The organism is Leptolyngbya sp. FACHB-8 (genome assembly GCF_014695575.1).
Lineage (GTDB): Bacteria > Cyanobacteriota > Cyanobacteriia > Elainellales > Elainellaceae > Vacuolonema.
This window is the reverse complement of the sequence record NZ_JACJOO010000091.1, coordinates 1-14,133: the sequence shown is the minus strand read 5'-3', so window position 1 is coordinate 14,133 and position 14,133 is coordinate 1. Positions and strand designations below refer to the sequence as shown.

Below are 14,133 nucleotides of genomic sequence, written 5' to 3'. Positions count from 1 at the left end.
ATTACCCGTTCATTATCATGACGCACTCCCCCTCCGATCCTCAATCTTCTGATGTTGTGCTGGGCGGTAACGGTCCGGCTCCCAATCAAGGCGCAATTCTGGGTGGCATTGAAGGTATTCGGCAAAAGCTGAATCATCCTGACCTGACGCTGAGGCTAGAGGCACTGGATCAAGCCTGGAGCTATGGGGATGCAGGGCGAGTTTGTCTAGAACAGGCACTGGGCGATCGCTCTAAAACAATTCGGCGACGGGCACACTGGCTTCTCCGGCAGCCCAAAGGCACGCCCCGACCGCATCTTCCGGTGTGGGATCTTGCTGAGCGACTGGGCGGCTATCTGGGCTATAGCGGTCAGCACGTCACCCACTTTGCCAAGCGAGATGTGCGGGAATTCCAGGCAGGACAGGCGTTGTCAAATCCTCAGCAAACAGCCTACGCGCTGCGCTCTGGGTACGACGATGACAATGATGGGGGAACTTCGATCGACGCTCAGCTAGATGCTTTGCTAGATACTGCTGGATCAGAGCAGGTTGAGGCGCTGGTGTTTGGAGCTTGGAACCGCGATGAAGACTTTTTTACGGGAGAGGACTCTTCGCAGGAATTGGTAGAGCAGTTAGCGTCATTGAGCAATCGTCTCCCCAATCTGAAAGCTCTGTTTATTGGTGACATTACGTCAGAGGAGTGCGAGGTATCCTGGCTTACTCAGAGTGATATGAGTCCGATTTTGCAGGCATATCCGCAGCTCGAAGTATTACAAGTCCGAGGCGGCATGGGATTAAAGTTTGAGCCATCTGAGAATGCAGTGCATAAGCATTTGAAGGCACTCATTCTAGAAACGGGCGGATTGAGCCGAGAAACAGTCACGCAAATTTACGAATGGGATTTTCCGGCACTGGAGCATCTCGAATTCTGGTTCGGCAGCGAGCACTATGGCGGCGACTGCTGGGAACAGGACTTAGCTCCCATCCTGAATGAACTCGTCTTCCCTAATCTCACCTATCTGGGTCTTCGCAACAGTCAGTTTGCTGACGAGTTGATCGATCGACTGATCGGTTCGCCCCTGCTGGCAGGACTCCAGGTGCTAGACCTCTCAATGGGCACTCTCTCCGACGAGGGAGCTGCAAAACTGCTGGAATACTGGGAAATTAGCAATCTAGAAATTCTCAACGTTTCTGAAAGCTATCTTTCGGGGGCCACAATCGATCAGTTGCAAGCGTTAGGCATCCAGGTTATTGCGGATGATCAGCGGTCAATTGAAGATGAGTACGATGATGGGCGATACTGTGCTGTTTCCGAATAATACGCTGCAATAACTGCGATCGCTATTCCATGCTCAATTTTGTTCTCATTGCCAATCCTGAAACGCGACGGGTCGAGCTGTTCCAGCAGGCACTCGCCCGGTTTGACTTACCTGCTGCCGAGCTAATTCCCTACGAAGAACTGCTGGAGGGACGCTGCTCGCTCAGCCAATGGGACGCACCAATCTGGTATCGCTTTGACGCACCAGAGCGCAGTTTTGCGGTCGATCGGGCCTTGATTGCGGCAGGCACAGAAGTGCAGGATACAGGACAGCATCAGCGAATTGGGGCGATCGAGGCTTACCGTCTACCTCCAGACAAAGGACGCATTCTCTATCCGCGTCAGTGGTATTTGGGCTGGCGCAGGCGATTGCAGGAATGGGCAGGACAAATGCGCGGCACGGCGTTAAACCATCCCGAAGACATCATCACGATGTTTGATAAGGTTCAGTGTCAGCGGATTCTTGCCCATCACCAGATTCCGATTCCCCATTCTTTGATCGGTCACGCGCCCATTCTCAGCTATGACGATTTGCGCGATCGCATGGATCAGCAAAACTGTCAGCGGGTCTTTGTGAAACTGGCGCACGGTTCGTCTGCATCGGGCGTGGTTGCCTATGAGCGGCGTAGTCATGCCGAACGAGTTACGACCACCGTCGAACGAGTGATAGAACAGGGTGAACTGCGCTTTTACAATTCACGCAAAATTCGCCAGTATTCCGACTCTCATGAGATTGCCGATATCATGAACTTCTTGCTAAAAGAATCGGCGCAGGTGGAAGCCTGGATGCCCAAAGCTCGGCTAGAAGGACGCGAATTTGATGCGCGAGTGGTGGTGATTGGCGGAAAGGCACGACAGGTTGTTTTGAGAGTGGGCAATAGCCCGATGACTAACCTGCATCTGGGCAACGATCGCCGCGACGTATCTGCCCTTCCCCGATTGCTGACCCCAGACATCTGGCAAACCATGCTGCAGACCTGCGAACGCGCCGCGGCCTGTTTTCCTCACAGCTTTTACTGCGGTATTGATCTCCTGGTTGCACCCAATTTACATGATCACTACATTCTGGAACTGAATGCCTTTGGTGATCTGCTGCAAGGCATTACCTGGCAGGGACAGGATACCTACACCACCGAAATCACAACGTTGTTAGAACAACAGAAGATACTCATACAAATTTAGGAGGTAATGCGATCGTGAATGATATAGCGACGGATAAAACGATTACAAATAATCTGGCTATGACGCGTCCGCTCGTTCATGACATGAATGCGATCGTCGGCACCCATGACATCATTTTTATCACGTTTGATACGCTGCGCTACGATGTTGCCCAATTCCTCTGGCAAGCCGGACGAACGCCCCATCTTGCTGCCCTTCTACCCGATACTGGGTGGGAAAAACGCCATTCTCCTGCCAGTTTTACCTATGCCGCTCACCAAGCCTTTTTTGCTGGATTTTTGCCCACCCCAATTCATTCTGGCAACCATCCTCGCCCCTTTGCGCTTCAGTTTGAGGGCAGCACCACGATCGCACCCGAAACCTGTGTTCTGAGTGGCGCAAGTTTACCCGAGGGTTTAGCCGATCGAGACTACCGTACCATTTGTATTGGCGGAGTCGGTTTTTTCAATCAGTGCAATCCGCTGGGAAATGTTTTGCCTGGCTTCTTTCAGGAGCGATATTGGAGCCCAGAACTAGGTGTTACTGATCGCCACTCTACCCAGCATCAGGTTAGTTTGGCCTGCGATCGACTCAATACGCTTCCCAAAAACCAGCGGGTTTTCCTGTTTATCAATTTGTCTGCCCTGCACCAGCCCAACTATTTCTACTTACCTGGAGCAACGACTGACTCAATTGAAACCCATGCCGCCGCTTTAGAATATATCGATCGTGCCCTCGTCCCCCTCTGGCAAACCTTGCGCGATCGCGCCCCCACCTTCGGTATTCTCTGCTCTGACCACGGCACAACCTATGGCGAGGACGGTTATACCGGACACCGTATTGCTCACCCGATCGTCTGGACAGTTCCCTACGCGGAAGTTCTTATCGATCACTTCGATCAATAAACACACTCCTATTCGCCTAATTTCGGGAATCCTGAAGCGAGACCAACCTCTAAACAAATGCCTTCTATGCTAACGACTCAACTGCCTCTGCTCACCCAATCGCCCTACCAGGCTTACGTTTACTCCTACCCTCACAAAACTGCTTACCGTCCTTTTCCCGATCGCTCACTGAACGAAATCTGGTCAGCCGAAAAACGCGATGCTCTATTTCTCTACATTCACATTCCTTTTTGTGAGATGCGCTGTGGGTTCTGCAATCTGTTTACCACAGTCAACCACAGCGATGAGTTTGTGAACCGATATGTCACCGCCGTCCAGAGGCAGGCAAAGTGTGTAAAAGCTGCCCTGGGAGATGCCCAATTCGCCCGATTTGCGCTCGGAGGTGGCACACCAACTCAACTGCCGATTGCCGCACTGGAAACGATTCTGAACGTGGCAGAGGATGAAATGGGCGCATCGCTGAAAGAAATTCCGGTATCGGTGGAAGTCTCGCCCGAAACGGCGACCACAGAGAAGTTGCAGCTTCTACGCGATCGAGGAGCAGACCGGATCAGTATTGGCGTTCAGAGCTTTATCGATTCAGAAGTGCTGGCAACCCAGCGTCGTCAAACCTCTGCTCAAGTACAGGCGGCTTTAACGCGAATCCGCGAAACAGGATTTCCAACGCTGAACCTGGATTTAATCTATGGGCTTCCTGGACAAACCGTAGATACCTGGCTGCACTCCATTCGTACGGCGCTCCAGTTCCATCCCGAAGAAATTTACTTCTATCCCCTGTATGTGCGTCCTCTGACCGGCTTGGGATTGTCCGATCGCCAGTGGGACGATATTCGCCTTGCCTGCTACCGTGCCGGACGGGATTTGCTGCGATCGGAGGGCTATACTCAGGTTTCAATGCGAATGTTTCGCCGCCATCAATCGCCTCACTCCTCTAGCCCGGTTTACTGCTGTCAGGCCGATGGCATGATCGGTTTAGGCTGTGGAGCAAGATCATACACGCGATCGCTGCACTACTCGAATGATTATGCCGTGAATGCCAAAGAGATTCGCAGCATTATTGAACAGTACATCACCAGCGACGATACTGTATTCGATCGCGCTAACTATGGTTTTGACCTGAATCGAGAAGAGCAACAGCGACGATTTATTCTGCTCTCTCTGCTTTCTGAAGAAGGGCTAGATGGTTTGGCCTATCGCGATCGCTTCAGCAGCCATCCTTTCACCGATTTCCCCGCACTTCAAGAACTCATTGATTGGAATCTGGCCCATCAAGAAGCCGATTTATTAGCGCTGACCGACTTGGGGGTTGAGCGGTCGGATGCGATCGGACCCTGGCTGTTTTCAGAAGATGTGCGGCGATCGATGCAGGCATACGAATTGAAATAAAAACAACGAATCAGGAGCTAATATGCCAGATCAAAAACATCAGCCGCAGGACAGTGATGCAATTCTGGGAGGACAATCCCCTGCACCTCAGAAAAGCACAATTTTAGGCGGAATTGAAGGAGTTAAGCGGCGCTTGTTGCACCAATCGATCGCTGAACGAGTTGCTGCTTTACAGGAGGCACTGAACTATCCGCCAACAGGTTTATTCCTGGTCATTCAGGCACTTAAGGATGAAACTCAGCAGGTTAGACGGGCAGCCTATCAATTGCTACGGGACCGAACAGAACCAGAAGTACAGCAAGCACTAAAAGATTACAATCCCTGGAATTTAATCGAACGGATTATCGAACCCTTAAGTGATGGGTATCTCTATTATCCTTTTAATCAATTTGCGAATCGGAGTGTGGCCAGCTTCGATCGTCAAGTTGGCATTTCTGATCCAACAGACATAGCCTATGCCGTCTACGACAATGACTTTAAGAAATTTCTGCAAGATCCAAGAGCCGGTGAAGTCGAAGCACTCATTTTCAGTGACCGTAGCAGGTATATTGACGATGGAGGCTACAGGGGCAGCAGACGGGAACTGAAAGAGGCTAGCCGACTCAGAAGCCTTAAAGCACTGTTTATCGGACCCTACGACTGGGACTTGCAAATCTCCTTTACACACCTCTGCGATATTAGTGATGTGCTCAGGGCTTATCCAAACCTGGAAATGCTCTGTCTGCGTGGAGGGGATGATGATCGAAATCCTGATGCCCCATGGGAAGAGTTTACAACTGTACAGCACGACCACCTGAAAACCCTGATTGTGGAGACGGGCGGACTCAGTGCTGAAAAAATTGCTCAAATTCTCACGCTCAAGCTACCTGCATTGGAACACTTAGAGCTGTGGCTGGGCTGTCTGGACTATGGCGGAAGATCATCGATTGACGACCTGATGCCCATTCTCTCAGGCGAGGCATTTCCAAATTTAGTCTATCTGGGGTTACGTAACAGTGAATACGCTGATGAAGTTGCTGTGGCTATCACCCAATCCAAAATTATGGAGACGATCAAAGTTTTAGATTTATCGATGGGAGTCTTATCAGACGAAGGCGCAGAAGCATTACTCAATTGTCCATTGCATCAGCTTCAAATTCTCAATGTTTCTGAGAGCTACCTGTCTGGCAGCATGATTGACAGACTTCAAACGCTAGGCATTCAGGTTTTTGCTCAAAATCAGAAAGGTGATGAGTATGAAGATCGCTACTGCTCCGTTGCCGAATAGTGTTTCCCCTTGCCTTCATTCACTCAATCCTATGCACCTGACGATTCTCTATCGCGGCTCGCTTGTTAGCTGTAACTACGGCTGTGAATACTGCCCCTTTGCTAAGCGCCAGCAGAGCGCCGCAGAATTAGCAGTCGATCGCCAATCACTCGATCGCTTTGCTTAGTGGATTGCCGATCGCCCAGAACACGAATTCTCGATTTTGTTCACACCGTGGGGTGAGGCGTTGATTCACTCCTGGTATCAGCAAACGCTGGCGCGGTTGTCTCATCTGCCGAATGTGCGAAAAGTCACAATTCAGACAAATCTATCCTGTTCTTTAGATTGGATCGAGCAGGCCAATCCTGATTGCCTTGCGCTCTGGGCAACATTTCATCCGGAGTGGTCAACCCTCGATCGCTTTGTAGAAAAGTGCGAGATTTTGCTCGATCGCGGCATTCGGTTTAGCGTCGGAGTCGTTGGATTCCCTCAGTTTAGGGAAGCGATCGCCACTCTGCGCCAGCGACTTCCTCAAAACGTTTATCTCTGGATTAATGCTGTAAAAGCAGAACTGCCCCAGCTTGCCGCCGAAGATCGCGCATTCTTTCAGTCGCTTGATCCACTGTATGAACTGAATACGCAGCACTATTTTAGCCTGGGCAAATCTTGTCGCGCCGGAGCATCGGTAATTTCAGTGGATGGGGAAGGCAACATTCGCCGCTGTCATTTCATTAAAGAGGCGATCGGCAATCTTTACGATCCGGCATTTGAATCTGTTTTGTTTGAGCGACCCTGCACAAATGAAACTTGCCACTGTCACATTGGCTATGTGCATCTCGATGAACTGGAATTAGAGAAAGTTTTTGGTTCGGGCATCCTGGAGCGGGTTCCGATCGCCTATCAGTAATTCAATCACATCTCATCCTTAAACCCACTTGCCAACCACCAGGCGCACAGTGCCATCTTCCAGCGTTTCCTCAGCCTCAACGTTAAAGCCCTGCGTCTGGGCGAATGCCATCAGCGATTGGTAGGCATATTTTTGCAGGATAGGGTTGAGGAACTGCTGCTGATTCATGCCCACGCCCCAGAAATCTGCGACCAGTTCGTAGCTCTCGTCTCCGTCACCGCGCCGAAATCCTAAATCGTATCCGTTCGATCGCCGAATTACATACTCCGCTTCTGTTTTGTCTCCCCGATAGCCGCGAACCTCAGCATTGCACTCAATGGTATAGCCCAGCTCTTGCAGTACTTGATGTAGTATTTCACCATCTTTGATCTGAACTTTGATGCGGCTAAAGTGTGACATGAACGTCTCTCTCTCTTTTATTTTCTGCTTCCTCTTAGAACTGGTTTGAGAAGCCCCTTCTGGGGCTTCTCAAACGGCTTCTTACACCCATTTTGCAAGTACGATGCGAATGGTCCCATCCGCCAGGGTTTCCTCCTGCTCGACCGCAAATCCCTGAAGCGGCGCTTGAGCCATGAGCGCATGGTAAGCGTATCGTTGCATTACACCATTGAGCCACTGCTGCGAATATTTGTGGCGATCGTACTCGGAAATAATAGCGGTAAAGCCACCATTTTCCTGACGTTTAAAGCCGATGTCGTTGCTCGCTCTGCCGATGTATTGGCGACGGATAATGATTTCTGCTGTATCGGGTCGCAAGTCGCCCTGATATCCATAAAGAGGCTGTGCGGTTTCGTGAACTTCAATGTGCTGAAATCCTGTTTCAGTTAACGCTTTGACGAGCGCATCTACATCCTTAATTTCAGTTCTGATTTGGGTGAAATGAGACACTTAATCAACCTCCAGCGGTCCAATACCGTAATGATGGGTTAACTGACGTAGCTCTTCGACGAGTTGCATATCCTGGGACGCTGGACGCGCTCCTGTACTGGCAGCCCACTGCTTGAGGGCATCGATCTGATCGCGGGCGATCGCCGCCAGCGGCACCGTCTCTTCAATCGCTCGGACAATATCTTCAGTGCTAAAGTCCTGCCGATTACCTGGAGTACCGTGGCTAAACGCTCGCTGCATGCCATCGACGACGGTTTGCTCAATCTCAGCTCCGCTAAACTCTTTCGATTGACGCGCCAGCAAGTCGAGATCAAACTCGCGTAGACGACTGGGTCGTAATCGCTGAAGATGGACACGAAAGATCTCACGCCGCTCCTGTTCTGTGGGCAGGTTCAGGAAAAAGATTTCGTCAAACCGTCCTTTTCGCAGCAGTTCGGCGGGCAAGATTTGCACATTGTTGGCAGTGGCAACAATAAATACGGGACTGGTTTTCTCCTGCATCCAGGTAATTAAATTACCAAACACGCGTCGGCTTGTGCCCGAATCCCCGTCATACCCTGAACTGAGGCTACCAAAGGCTTTGTCGATCTCGTCCATCCACAGCACGCAAGGGGCGATCGCTTCCACAATTTGAATCATCTGACGCACGCGGCTTTCACTTTCGCCCACTAACCCACCAAATAGCCGTCCGGCATCTAGCCGTAGCAGGGGCAGTCGCCACTCGTGGGCGATCGTCTTAGCAGAGAGCGATTTGCCCGTGCCCTGAATCCCTGCCAGCAAAACACCTTTGGGGTTCGGAATGCCATAGCGTCGCGCTTCTTCGGTAAAGCTGTCCTGCCGCATCTGCACCCACTGCTTCAGATTATCGAGTCCTCCGACACTTTTAAGGGATTCGTGAGTGGTGACAAACTCCAGGATCCCTGTTTGCCGGATCGCCTGCCGCTTGGCTTCCAACACGCCATCGATATCCTGTTCTGTGACTTGCTGTTTCGCGGCGATCGCTTTTGCCAGCACCCGTTGAATTCTGGCTCGGCTCAACCCCTGACAAGCTTTAACCAATTGCTCACGTGATAGCGACGACAGCTTCAGCTTTTCTGGCACGACCAATTGAGAAATCAGATAATTGATTTCATCCGCATCAGGAAGCGGAAAATCAATGACGGTCATTTCTTCAATAAATTCAGGCGGCACATCCAGCGAATAGCTCGTCAGAATGAGAGTTTTACGACTGCGTTTTAGTTCACGAGCCAGATTTTTGATTTCGCGAATGACAGGTACATTGGGCAGGTGCAGTGGTGCTTTGAGAATAGGATGCAGGTCTCGCAGAACGTAGAGCGCCGGTTTCTCGCCCGAGGCTTTTGCAATGCGACCAAGTGCGGCGATCGCTGACCCCTTATCCGAACCATTGTCGCTCCAGCCGCGCACAATATCCCACAAGTAAAGCTCTCGTTGCGGAGTTGAAAGCGCCGAAGCTTGAAAAAGAACTGCCTCGATCGGTTCTTCTTCTGCACCCACAATATAAATCAGGGGGTATCGCGCTCGTAGCATTAAATCAAGCTGTTCAACAATACTCTGGTGACTGGTTGGGAGTGCAGATAAATTGTCATTCATACGGGAGCATAGAACAGAAAAGTATAATTGCCGAGCCAACTCTAGTGTTCCCCTTGCAGGTTGGGATTGAGCAACAAGGAATGTAAACTACTCTACCCTAGAGTGGACAATTCAGTTGATTCAGAATGCATTTGCCCAGGTAGAACGGCGGGACGGCATTACGCTTCATCAGGCGATCGCCCTCGATAATTATGTGCCATCTGAAGAGGTGGAAGCCGCACGCTTATAGGACAGGGAGAATCATTGGGGCGAGATCCCGCGGGAAACTCTCAAAAACTTTGAATCGGCTCTGTCATTTATGGGTGAATCGGGAACTCGCTATTATCTTCCTGCCTTTATGATTGCTGCCCTGGAAGGACATATTGACCCTTGTATTCCATTTTTTAAGATTACTCGGATGGCGGGTAGTTTGCGCGCGCGCGCTCCTGATCGCGTCATTGCTACCTACGGTTTTGATCAGAGCCAAAGTGGGGCGATCGCCGCTTTTCTCAGGTTTGTTGTGGGAGAACAGAGTGAACGGGCTGAGGGGCAGGCAGAATTGCAACGGGTCTGGGCCTGGGAAGATTATGTGAACAATTGGAATGCGTAAAAAATTATGAGAACAACAATCTTTACTGCATTTTTCCTTATATTCATGATTCCTCCGGCATTAGCAAATGCAGAGGAAAGCTGCCCTATTTCCCAAAGTATTTATCGGGATGGAAACGGACAGGGTTTTGAGCTGGTTTTTGGCCCACCACCTGTCGGAAGTATTGTTGATGCAACGGCTGTCATTAACCATCCCCTACAAAGCCACTTGTATGAATTTACTGTCGATCAAGTGAGTGGTTATGGCTCCATCTGGATGGCGGAACAAGTCCCAACGCTTCCCAATGGGGATCAAAGATTTTGGTTGGCATTTTTTGATCAGAATTTGCGATCGGCTACTCCTCCTTTCTTTGGAGAGGAAACAGAGGCACCGAAATATGCCGTGATCTCTGAGCTGGGTAGCCATGACTACTATGCAAGAAGAGGAACGGTAGGGCAGACAGAAGTGCCCTTATTACAAGACGTTATATGGATTCACGAGCGATGCCAGTAGATTCTAAATTGAAAGCTGTGGGTTTATTTAATGACGAAAAGCTATAACCAAATACTTCGGCGCGTTGGCATTGTTTGGATTGTCTTCGGTCTGGTAGACATTATTTATTTCATTGGGCATACTACAAATGGCTATATTGCAAGCCATATCAGTGTTTCTCCGGCTTGGGGAACCATTGCAGTTGCCCTTGGCGTGTTGCTGATTCGAGGGAATTTGAGAGTCGCGAATTGGATGGGGGGAATTGCTATCTTTTTCGCCCTGTGGCTGTGCGGTTCTTTTCTGGTTGCTGTGTTATTTAGACCACTGGGTCTATGGATGGTAGAACTGCGGCAAGCACCCACCAACTTTGTGGCTCGTTGCTTGTTTAACATCGCTACCCTTGCCGTCCTGGGCTGGACTCATCAGCAACTACGCAGCCGAACAGTTCTGGAGGCTTGTGCTGCGAAAGGGCTGGAAACAAAATTACAGAAAATTGGATTTGCAGTGGTATTCGGCCTCATCAGCGTTGTCGCACTCCTTACCCACTCAATGCTAAATGGAAGTGACGCGGCAGAAGCGGAGGGCTTGCGCGTGTTCAGCTTGGCGATCGCTACACCTACCATGTAAGTGGTATCCGCCGGTCTGCCAATCAGGTGTCTGCCACTGTTACGGCATACTCAGAAGATGAAATTTGCTACGTTGAAGTGAAGTGGGATAAACGGTAATGAATAAAAGGTAATAGTTCGATGAAACTCAGTAAGCTTTCTATCCTATGGAATGCCCTTATTCTTTTAGTCTTGGGAAGCCTGGCTTTCCTTAATGTCGTTCTTTTTAACCAGGCTAAAAAATATTATCTTGAGGTGAACCAAACCCGGTTGGATCCATTGGGGCTAAATTATTACCCTGTAGATTTTGAAGGTACAGCCGATCAACCAGAACCTCGTGTAGTGTTCCTTGGGGACTCCAGAGCTGAAAATTGGCCGCCTCCCGATATAAACGGTTATGAATTCGTCAATCGTGGAATTTCTTCTCAAACTTCGACTCAGGTTGTTCAGCGTTTTTCTCCCCATGTGCGTTCCTTAAACCCTGACATCGTTATTATCCAGGTTGGTGTCAACGATTTAAAGACGGTTACTTTATTCCCTAAAAGCCGGGAATCCATTGTTCACAACACGAAGGCAAATATTGAACGTATCGTCAATGAATCCCACAGCTTGGGGGCAGCCGTGATCGTAACAACAATCTTTCCCGTAGGTGAGGTGCCTTTACAACGCAGACCTTTTTGGTCTGATGACATCAGCCAAGCTATTGACGACGTTAACGCTTATATCAAGACCTTGGCGGATGAGCAAACCGTGGTGTTCGATACCTTCCCTCTTCTTGCAGATGGCCGAGGTGTTTTGAGGGCTGAGTACCGTAGCGATGAACTGCATTTGAACGCGCAGGGGTATGCCGTGCTTAACGCAGAACTGTCGAAGCTTATCAACTTACGATCCTTTCAAAAATAAGTTGCGTAACCTTAGGTTCTAAAACGCTAAAGTTACACAACTTATGTTTGTAAGAGTACTGAAGCCAATAGAAAACAACTCAAGGTTAGACCGTTAGATTCTAAACCAAAGTTCAACCGATGAAACTTGTTCCCTACGAAACATTCACCCTGCAAACATCGGACTCCATCTTTCAGGTTCGGGAAAAATTGTCTGCATTTATTGAACCTCCAAAACCCCTCCGTTGGTCCCACAGTTGCAGTAACGTTCCCTATGCAGGAAGGCTTGATGAAACGGGCTTTGAGATTCGTCGCATCATTTACTACCGCAATTCATTCTTGCCCATTATCCGCGGGCAGTTTGAGGCAACAGCACAGGGAACGACCATCCACATCAGGATGGGAATGCATCCCCTGGTTATTGCCTTTCTAATATTTTGGGGGAGTATATGGTATAGCATTCTGACACTCATGTTTGTTTCAGGTGCTATTCTGCCGGATGTGGCGATCGCATGTTTTGTCATTCCTACCATTATCCTGGCTGTGTTTTGGGGAGCATTCTGGTATGAGGCAAAGCGTAGTCGCCAAGATCTGGTTAAACTTCCTGGTTCTAAATAAGTTTGTGTTTTGTGACAGAATGCCTCCTCGACCGAGAGAACTCCTATGCTGAAGGTAAGCACTGTGGAGGATACCCTCTATGACAGAGCAGAAGAAACGGGGCATTGCGGGCGACAAAACTATTTGCCTACCCCTGGCTGAGGATGCCAATTATAACGAATTGGTAGACGATACCAAAGCCTTCCGGTCTTATCTCGACCACCTGATTGATACCCATCCCGAAATCTTTCCCCAGGGCATCGAGCAAGGGTATTGCTTTCATGGGTTTGTTGAATCGGGCAAACTGCATCTGAAGACTCGTCGGATTCGGCTGAAGTGTAATAATGGCCAAGCCTATCAACTACGACCCGACACGGTGATGCCCTACATGATTGGGTCAACCGAAGGGGTGGAAAAAGGGTTGTATTTGAGGCGCTATGGTGTCCCTTATGAAGGGATCGCCCATGTCCTCGGACACTCAGCGATGTACTGGTATCATGCCACCCAAGCCTTAGGACGGGCATCGATTGTCGGGAGTACGGTGAAAGACCCCGATGCTTTCCCCCCCTCACCTGGTCGCTGATGAAAAGCATAGTTGGTGGTTAGGAGAGAGGGTGTATAGTGCCGTGACCGCCGCTGTCGGGTGCTTTTTAGGGGTGAGTATCACCCAACGGGCTGATGCCCAAGCACTGGCCCAGGCCTACGGAGAGTTTCAAGTTGAAGCTCATCAAAGCTATCCGGAGTATTGCCCCCAAAGCGTCAACACCGATGGGTGGGAGGCAACCCAACAGGCATGGAGTGCCCTGTTTCCAGGAATCACCCTCGTGCTGTGTTTTTTGCACATCGTACTGGGTGTGCAACAACTGTGTCGCCGCACCTCTGGTGTGTTCAAGAGGGTCAGCGACAAACTCTGGCATCTCTATACCAGTGGCAATCGTCGGCAATTTGCTCAACGCTTACGTCGATTGGTGGAATGGGCAAAATGCCCGGAGCACGACTGACCCGATAAAGCCAGACAGAAACTGACGAACTTGCCAACCAAAGCCCCTCAACTAAAGGTCACCTTTGCGTTGCCAGATGCCTATCGTACCAGCAATCAAGTGGATCGATTGATGAATTATCAAGACCGTATCTTGTATGCCATGCAATACTTTCATGGAGCGCTAGAAGCGGCAAGACAAGAGTTACGAGCGATGGCGTTGCTGTGGAATTTCCATCCCTACAGCCGCAAAGTTCAGGCACTGGAGCCACACTCGATGTCTCCCTTTGAGGACCTTAATGGCTTCCGCTATCACGATAACTGGTTACGCAACTTCCTGATTGCTTCCTCCTGCAATGGCCGTGAAACAGCGAAACCTAACAAACACAAACTTGATTAGAACTAGGATTTTTGTTAGGACAAGAATGAGGAGGCGCAACGCGCCTCCTCATTCTTGTCCCCAGGACTTACGCATTTGTGTTGTGGGTAGGGTGCGCGGTAGAAAGGTGAGATTATCTCACCCCTCTGAAGTTCAGGGGTAGAGCACACAACGCAGTAGGTCACCCGCATTCCAAATTTGGTCGGTTAAGCCCATGGCCATCGCCGGGGT

The 14,133-nt window shown here is 50.0% G+C and carries 15 protein-coding genes and 2 pseudogenes; 14 read left to right on the top strand and 3 right to left on the bottom strand.

The features are described from left to right. The first annotated feature begins 17 nt into the window (after window positions 1-17). From H6F91_RS26385 to H6F91_RS26360, 6 genes and pseudogenes are all read left to right on the top strand, one after another. Complete coding sequence (locus H6F91_RS26385) at window positions 18-1,298, top strand: STM4015 family protein (RefSeq protein WP_190769865.1); 1,281 nt, start codon at window positions 18-20, stop codon at window positions 1,296-1,298. 29 nt (window positions 1,299-1,327) lie between these two features. Beyond that, window positions 1,328-2,479 (top strand): STM4014 family protein, encoded by a 1,152-nt coding sequence (locus H6F91_RS26380; RefSeq protein ID WP_190769864.1) that lies wholly within the window; start codon window positions 1,328-1,330, stop codon window positions 2,477-2,479. A gap of 83 nt (window positions 2,480-2,562) precedes the next feature. Beyond that, on the top strand, window positions 2,563-3,363 hold the full coding sequence (locus H6F91_RS26375; protein WP_190769880.1) for an STM4013/SEN3800 family hydrolase: 801 nt from the start codon (window positions 2,563-2,565) through the stop codon (window positions 3,361-3,363). 66 nt (window positions 3,364-3,429) lie between these two features. Continuing rightward, window positions 3,430-4,749, top strand: coding sequence for an STM4012 family radical SAM protein (locus tag H6F91_RS26370; protein WP_190769879.1), 1,320 nt, complete (start codon window positions 3,430-3,432; stop codon window positions 4,747-4,749). Between the two features lie 22 nt (window positions 4,750-4,771). Then, window positions 4,772-6,016, top strand: coding sequence for a HEAT repeat domain-containing protein (locus H6F91_RS26365; protein ID WP_190769863.1), 1,245 nt, complete (start codon window positions 4,772-4,774; stop codon window positions 6,014-6,016). A gap of 31 nt (window positions 6,017-6,047) precedes the next feature. Then, window positions 6,048-6,902, top strand: a pseudogene (locus H6F91_RS26360) (STM4011 family radical SAM protein). An 18-nt stretch (window positions 6,903-6,920) separates the two neighbouring features. On the opposite strand, the gene H6F91_RS26355 reads toward H6F91_RS26360, so the two are convergent. The 3 genes from H6F91_RS26355 to H6F91_RS26345 all read right to left on the bottom strand — a co-directional run bounded on the left by H6F91_RS26355 (window position 6,921) and on the right by H6F91_RS26345 (window position 9,401). Beyond that, window positions 6,921-7,301, bottom strand: coding sequence for a DUF1257 domain-containing protein (locus H6F91_RS26355; RefSeq protein WP_190769862.1), 381 nt, complete (start codon window positions 7,299-7,301; stop codon window positions 6,921-6,923). Window positions 7,302-7,382: 81 nt separating this feature from the next. Next, window positions 7,383-7,790 (bottom strand): DUF1257 domain-containing protein, encoded by a 408-nt coding sequence (locus H6F91_RS26350; RefSeq protein ID WP_190769861.1) that lies wholly within the window; start codon window positions 7,788-7,790, stop codon window positions 7,383-7,385. Beyond that, window positions 7,791-9,401, bottom strand: coding sequence for an AAA family ATPase (locus H6F91_RS26345; protein WP_199308070.1), 1,611 nt, complete (start codon window positions 9,399-9,401; stop codon window positions 7,791-7,793). A gap of 241 nt (window positions 9,402-9,642) precedes the next feature. Between H6F91_RS26345 and H6F91_RS26340 the strand changes: the two are divergent. The 8 genes and pseudogenes from H6F91_RS26340 to H6F91_RS28110 form a co-directional block, all read left to right on the top strand. Continuing rightward, window positions 9,643-9,990, top strand: a pseudogene (locus H6F91_RS26340) (DUF6714 family protein); the annotation flags it as partial. A 45-nt stretch (window positions 9,991-10,035) separates the two neighbouring features. Further along, on the top strand, window positions 10,036-10,482 hold the full coding sequence (locus H6F91_RS26335) for a hypothetical protein (protein ID WP_190789557.1): 447 nt from the start codon (window positions 10,036-10,038) through the stop codon (window positions 10,480-10,482). A 30-nt stretch (window positions 10,483-10,512) separates the two neighbouring features. Beyond that, a complete protein-coding gene (locus H6F91_RS26330) occupies window positions 10,513-11,088 on the top strand; it encodes a hypothetical protein (RefSeq protein ID WP_190789556.1) in 576 nt (191 codons plus the stop codon). Window positions 11,089-11,207: 119 nt separating this feature from the next. Continuing rightward, window positions 11,208-11,969 (top strand): GDSL-type esterase/lipase family protein, encoded by a 762-nt coding sequence (locus tag H6F91_RS26325; protein ID WP_190789555.1) that lies wholly within the window; start codon window positions 11,208-11,210, stop codon window positions 11,967-11,969. A gap of 119 nt (window positions 11,970-12,088) precedes the next feature. Then, the gene (locus H6F91_RS26320; RefSeq protein ID WP_190789554.1) at window positions 12,089-12,565 is read left to right on the top strand and encodes a hypothetical protein; all 477 of its coding nucleotides are present in this window, start codon (window positions 12,089-12,091) and stop codon (window positions 12,563-12,565) included. A gap of 79 nt (window positions 12,566-12,644) precedes the next feature. Further along, entirely contained in the window at window positions 12,645-13,127 is a 483-nt protein-coding gene (locus tag H6F91_RS26315) for a hypothetical protein (protein WP_190789553.1), read from the top strand. Further along, complete coding sequence (locus H6F91_RS28115; protein ID WP_190789552.1) at window positions 13,099-13,545, top strand: hypothetical protein; 447 nt, start codon at window positions 13,099-13,101, stop codon at window positions 13,543-13,545. Before H6F91_RS26315 ends, H6F91_RS28115 begins: the two co-directional genes overlap by 29 nt. Window positions 13,546-13,575: 30 nt before the next feature. Continuing rightward, window positions 13,576-13,923, top strand: a complete 348-nt coding sequence (locus H6F91_RS28110) for a hypothetical protein (RefSeq protein ID WP_242036008.1) — start codon at window positions 13,576-13,578, stop codon at window positions 13,921-13,923. Window positions 13,924-14,133: the final 210 nt, after the last annotated feature.

What these genes read in the sequence shown, in the direction of transcription:
- H6F91_RS26320 (WP_190789554.1), top strand. Translation starts at nt 12,089, where the DNA reads ATGAAACTTGTTCCCTACGAAACATTCACCCTGCAAACATCGGACTCC.
- H6F91_RS26375 (WP_190769880.1), top strand. Translation starts at nt 2,563, where the DNA reads ATGAATGCGATCGTCGGCACCCATGACATCATTTTTATCACGTTTGAT.
- H6F91_RS26385 (WP_190769865.1), top strand. Translation starts at nt 18, where the DNA reads ATGACGCACTCCCCCTCCGATCCTCAATCTTCTGATGTTGTGCTGGGC.
- H6F91_RS26325 (WP_190789555.1), top strand. Translation starts at nt 11,208, where the DNA reads ATGAAACTCAGTAAGCTTTCTATCCTATGGAATGCCCTTATTCTTTTA.
- H6F91_RS26370 (WP_190769879.1), top strand. Translation starts at nt 3,430, where the DNA reads ATGCTAACGACTCAACTGCCTCTGCTCACCCAATCGCCCTACCAGGCT.
- H6F91_RS26380 (WP_190769864.1), top strand. Translation starts at nt 1,328, where the DNA reads ATGCTCAATTTTGTTCTCATTGCCAATCCTGAAACGCGACGGGTCGAG.
- H6F91_RS26335 (WP_190789557.1), top strand. Translation starts at nt 10,036, where the DNA reads ATGATTCCTCCGGCATTAGCAAATGCAGAGGAAAGCTGCCCTATTTCC.
- H6F91_RS26345 (WP_199308070.1), bottom strand. Translation starts at nt 9,401, where the DNA reads ATGAATGACAATTTATCTGCACTCCCAACCAGTCACCAGAGTATTGTT.
- H6F91_RS28115 (WP_190789552.1), top strand. Translation starts at nt 13,099, where the DNA reads ATGCTTTCCCCCCCTCACCTGGTCGCTGATGAAAAGCATAGTTGGTGG.
- H6F91_RS26330 (WP_190789556.1), top strand. Translation starts at nt 10,513, where the DNA reads ATGACGAAAAGCTATAACCAAATACTTCGGCGCGTTGGCATTGTTTGG.
- H6F91_RS26365 (WP_190769863.1), top strand. Translation starts at nt 4,772, where the DNA reads ATGCCAGATCAAAAACATCAGCCGCAGGACAGTGATGCAATTCTGGGA.
- H6F91_RS26315 (WP_190789553.1), top strand. Translation starts at nt 12,645, where the DNA reads ATGACAGAGCAGAAGAAACGGGGCATTGCGGGCGACAAAACTATTTGC.
- H6F91_RS26355 (WP_190769862.1), bottom strand. Translation starts at nt 7,301, where the DNA reads ATGTCACACTTTAGCCGCATCAAAGTTCAGATCAAAGATGGTGAAATA.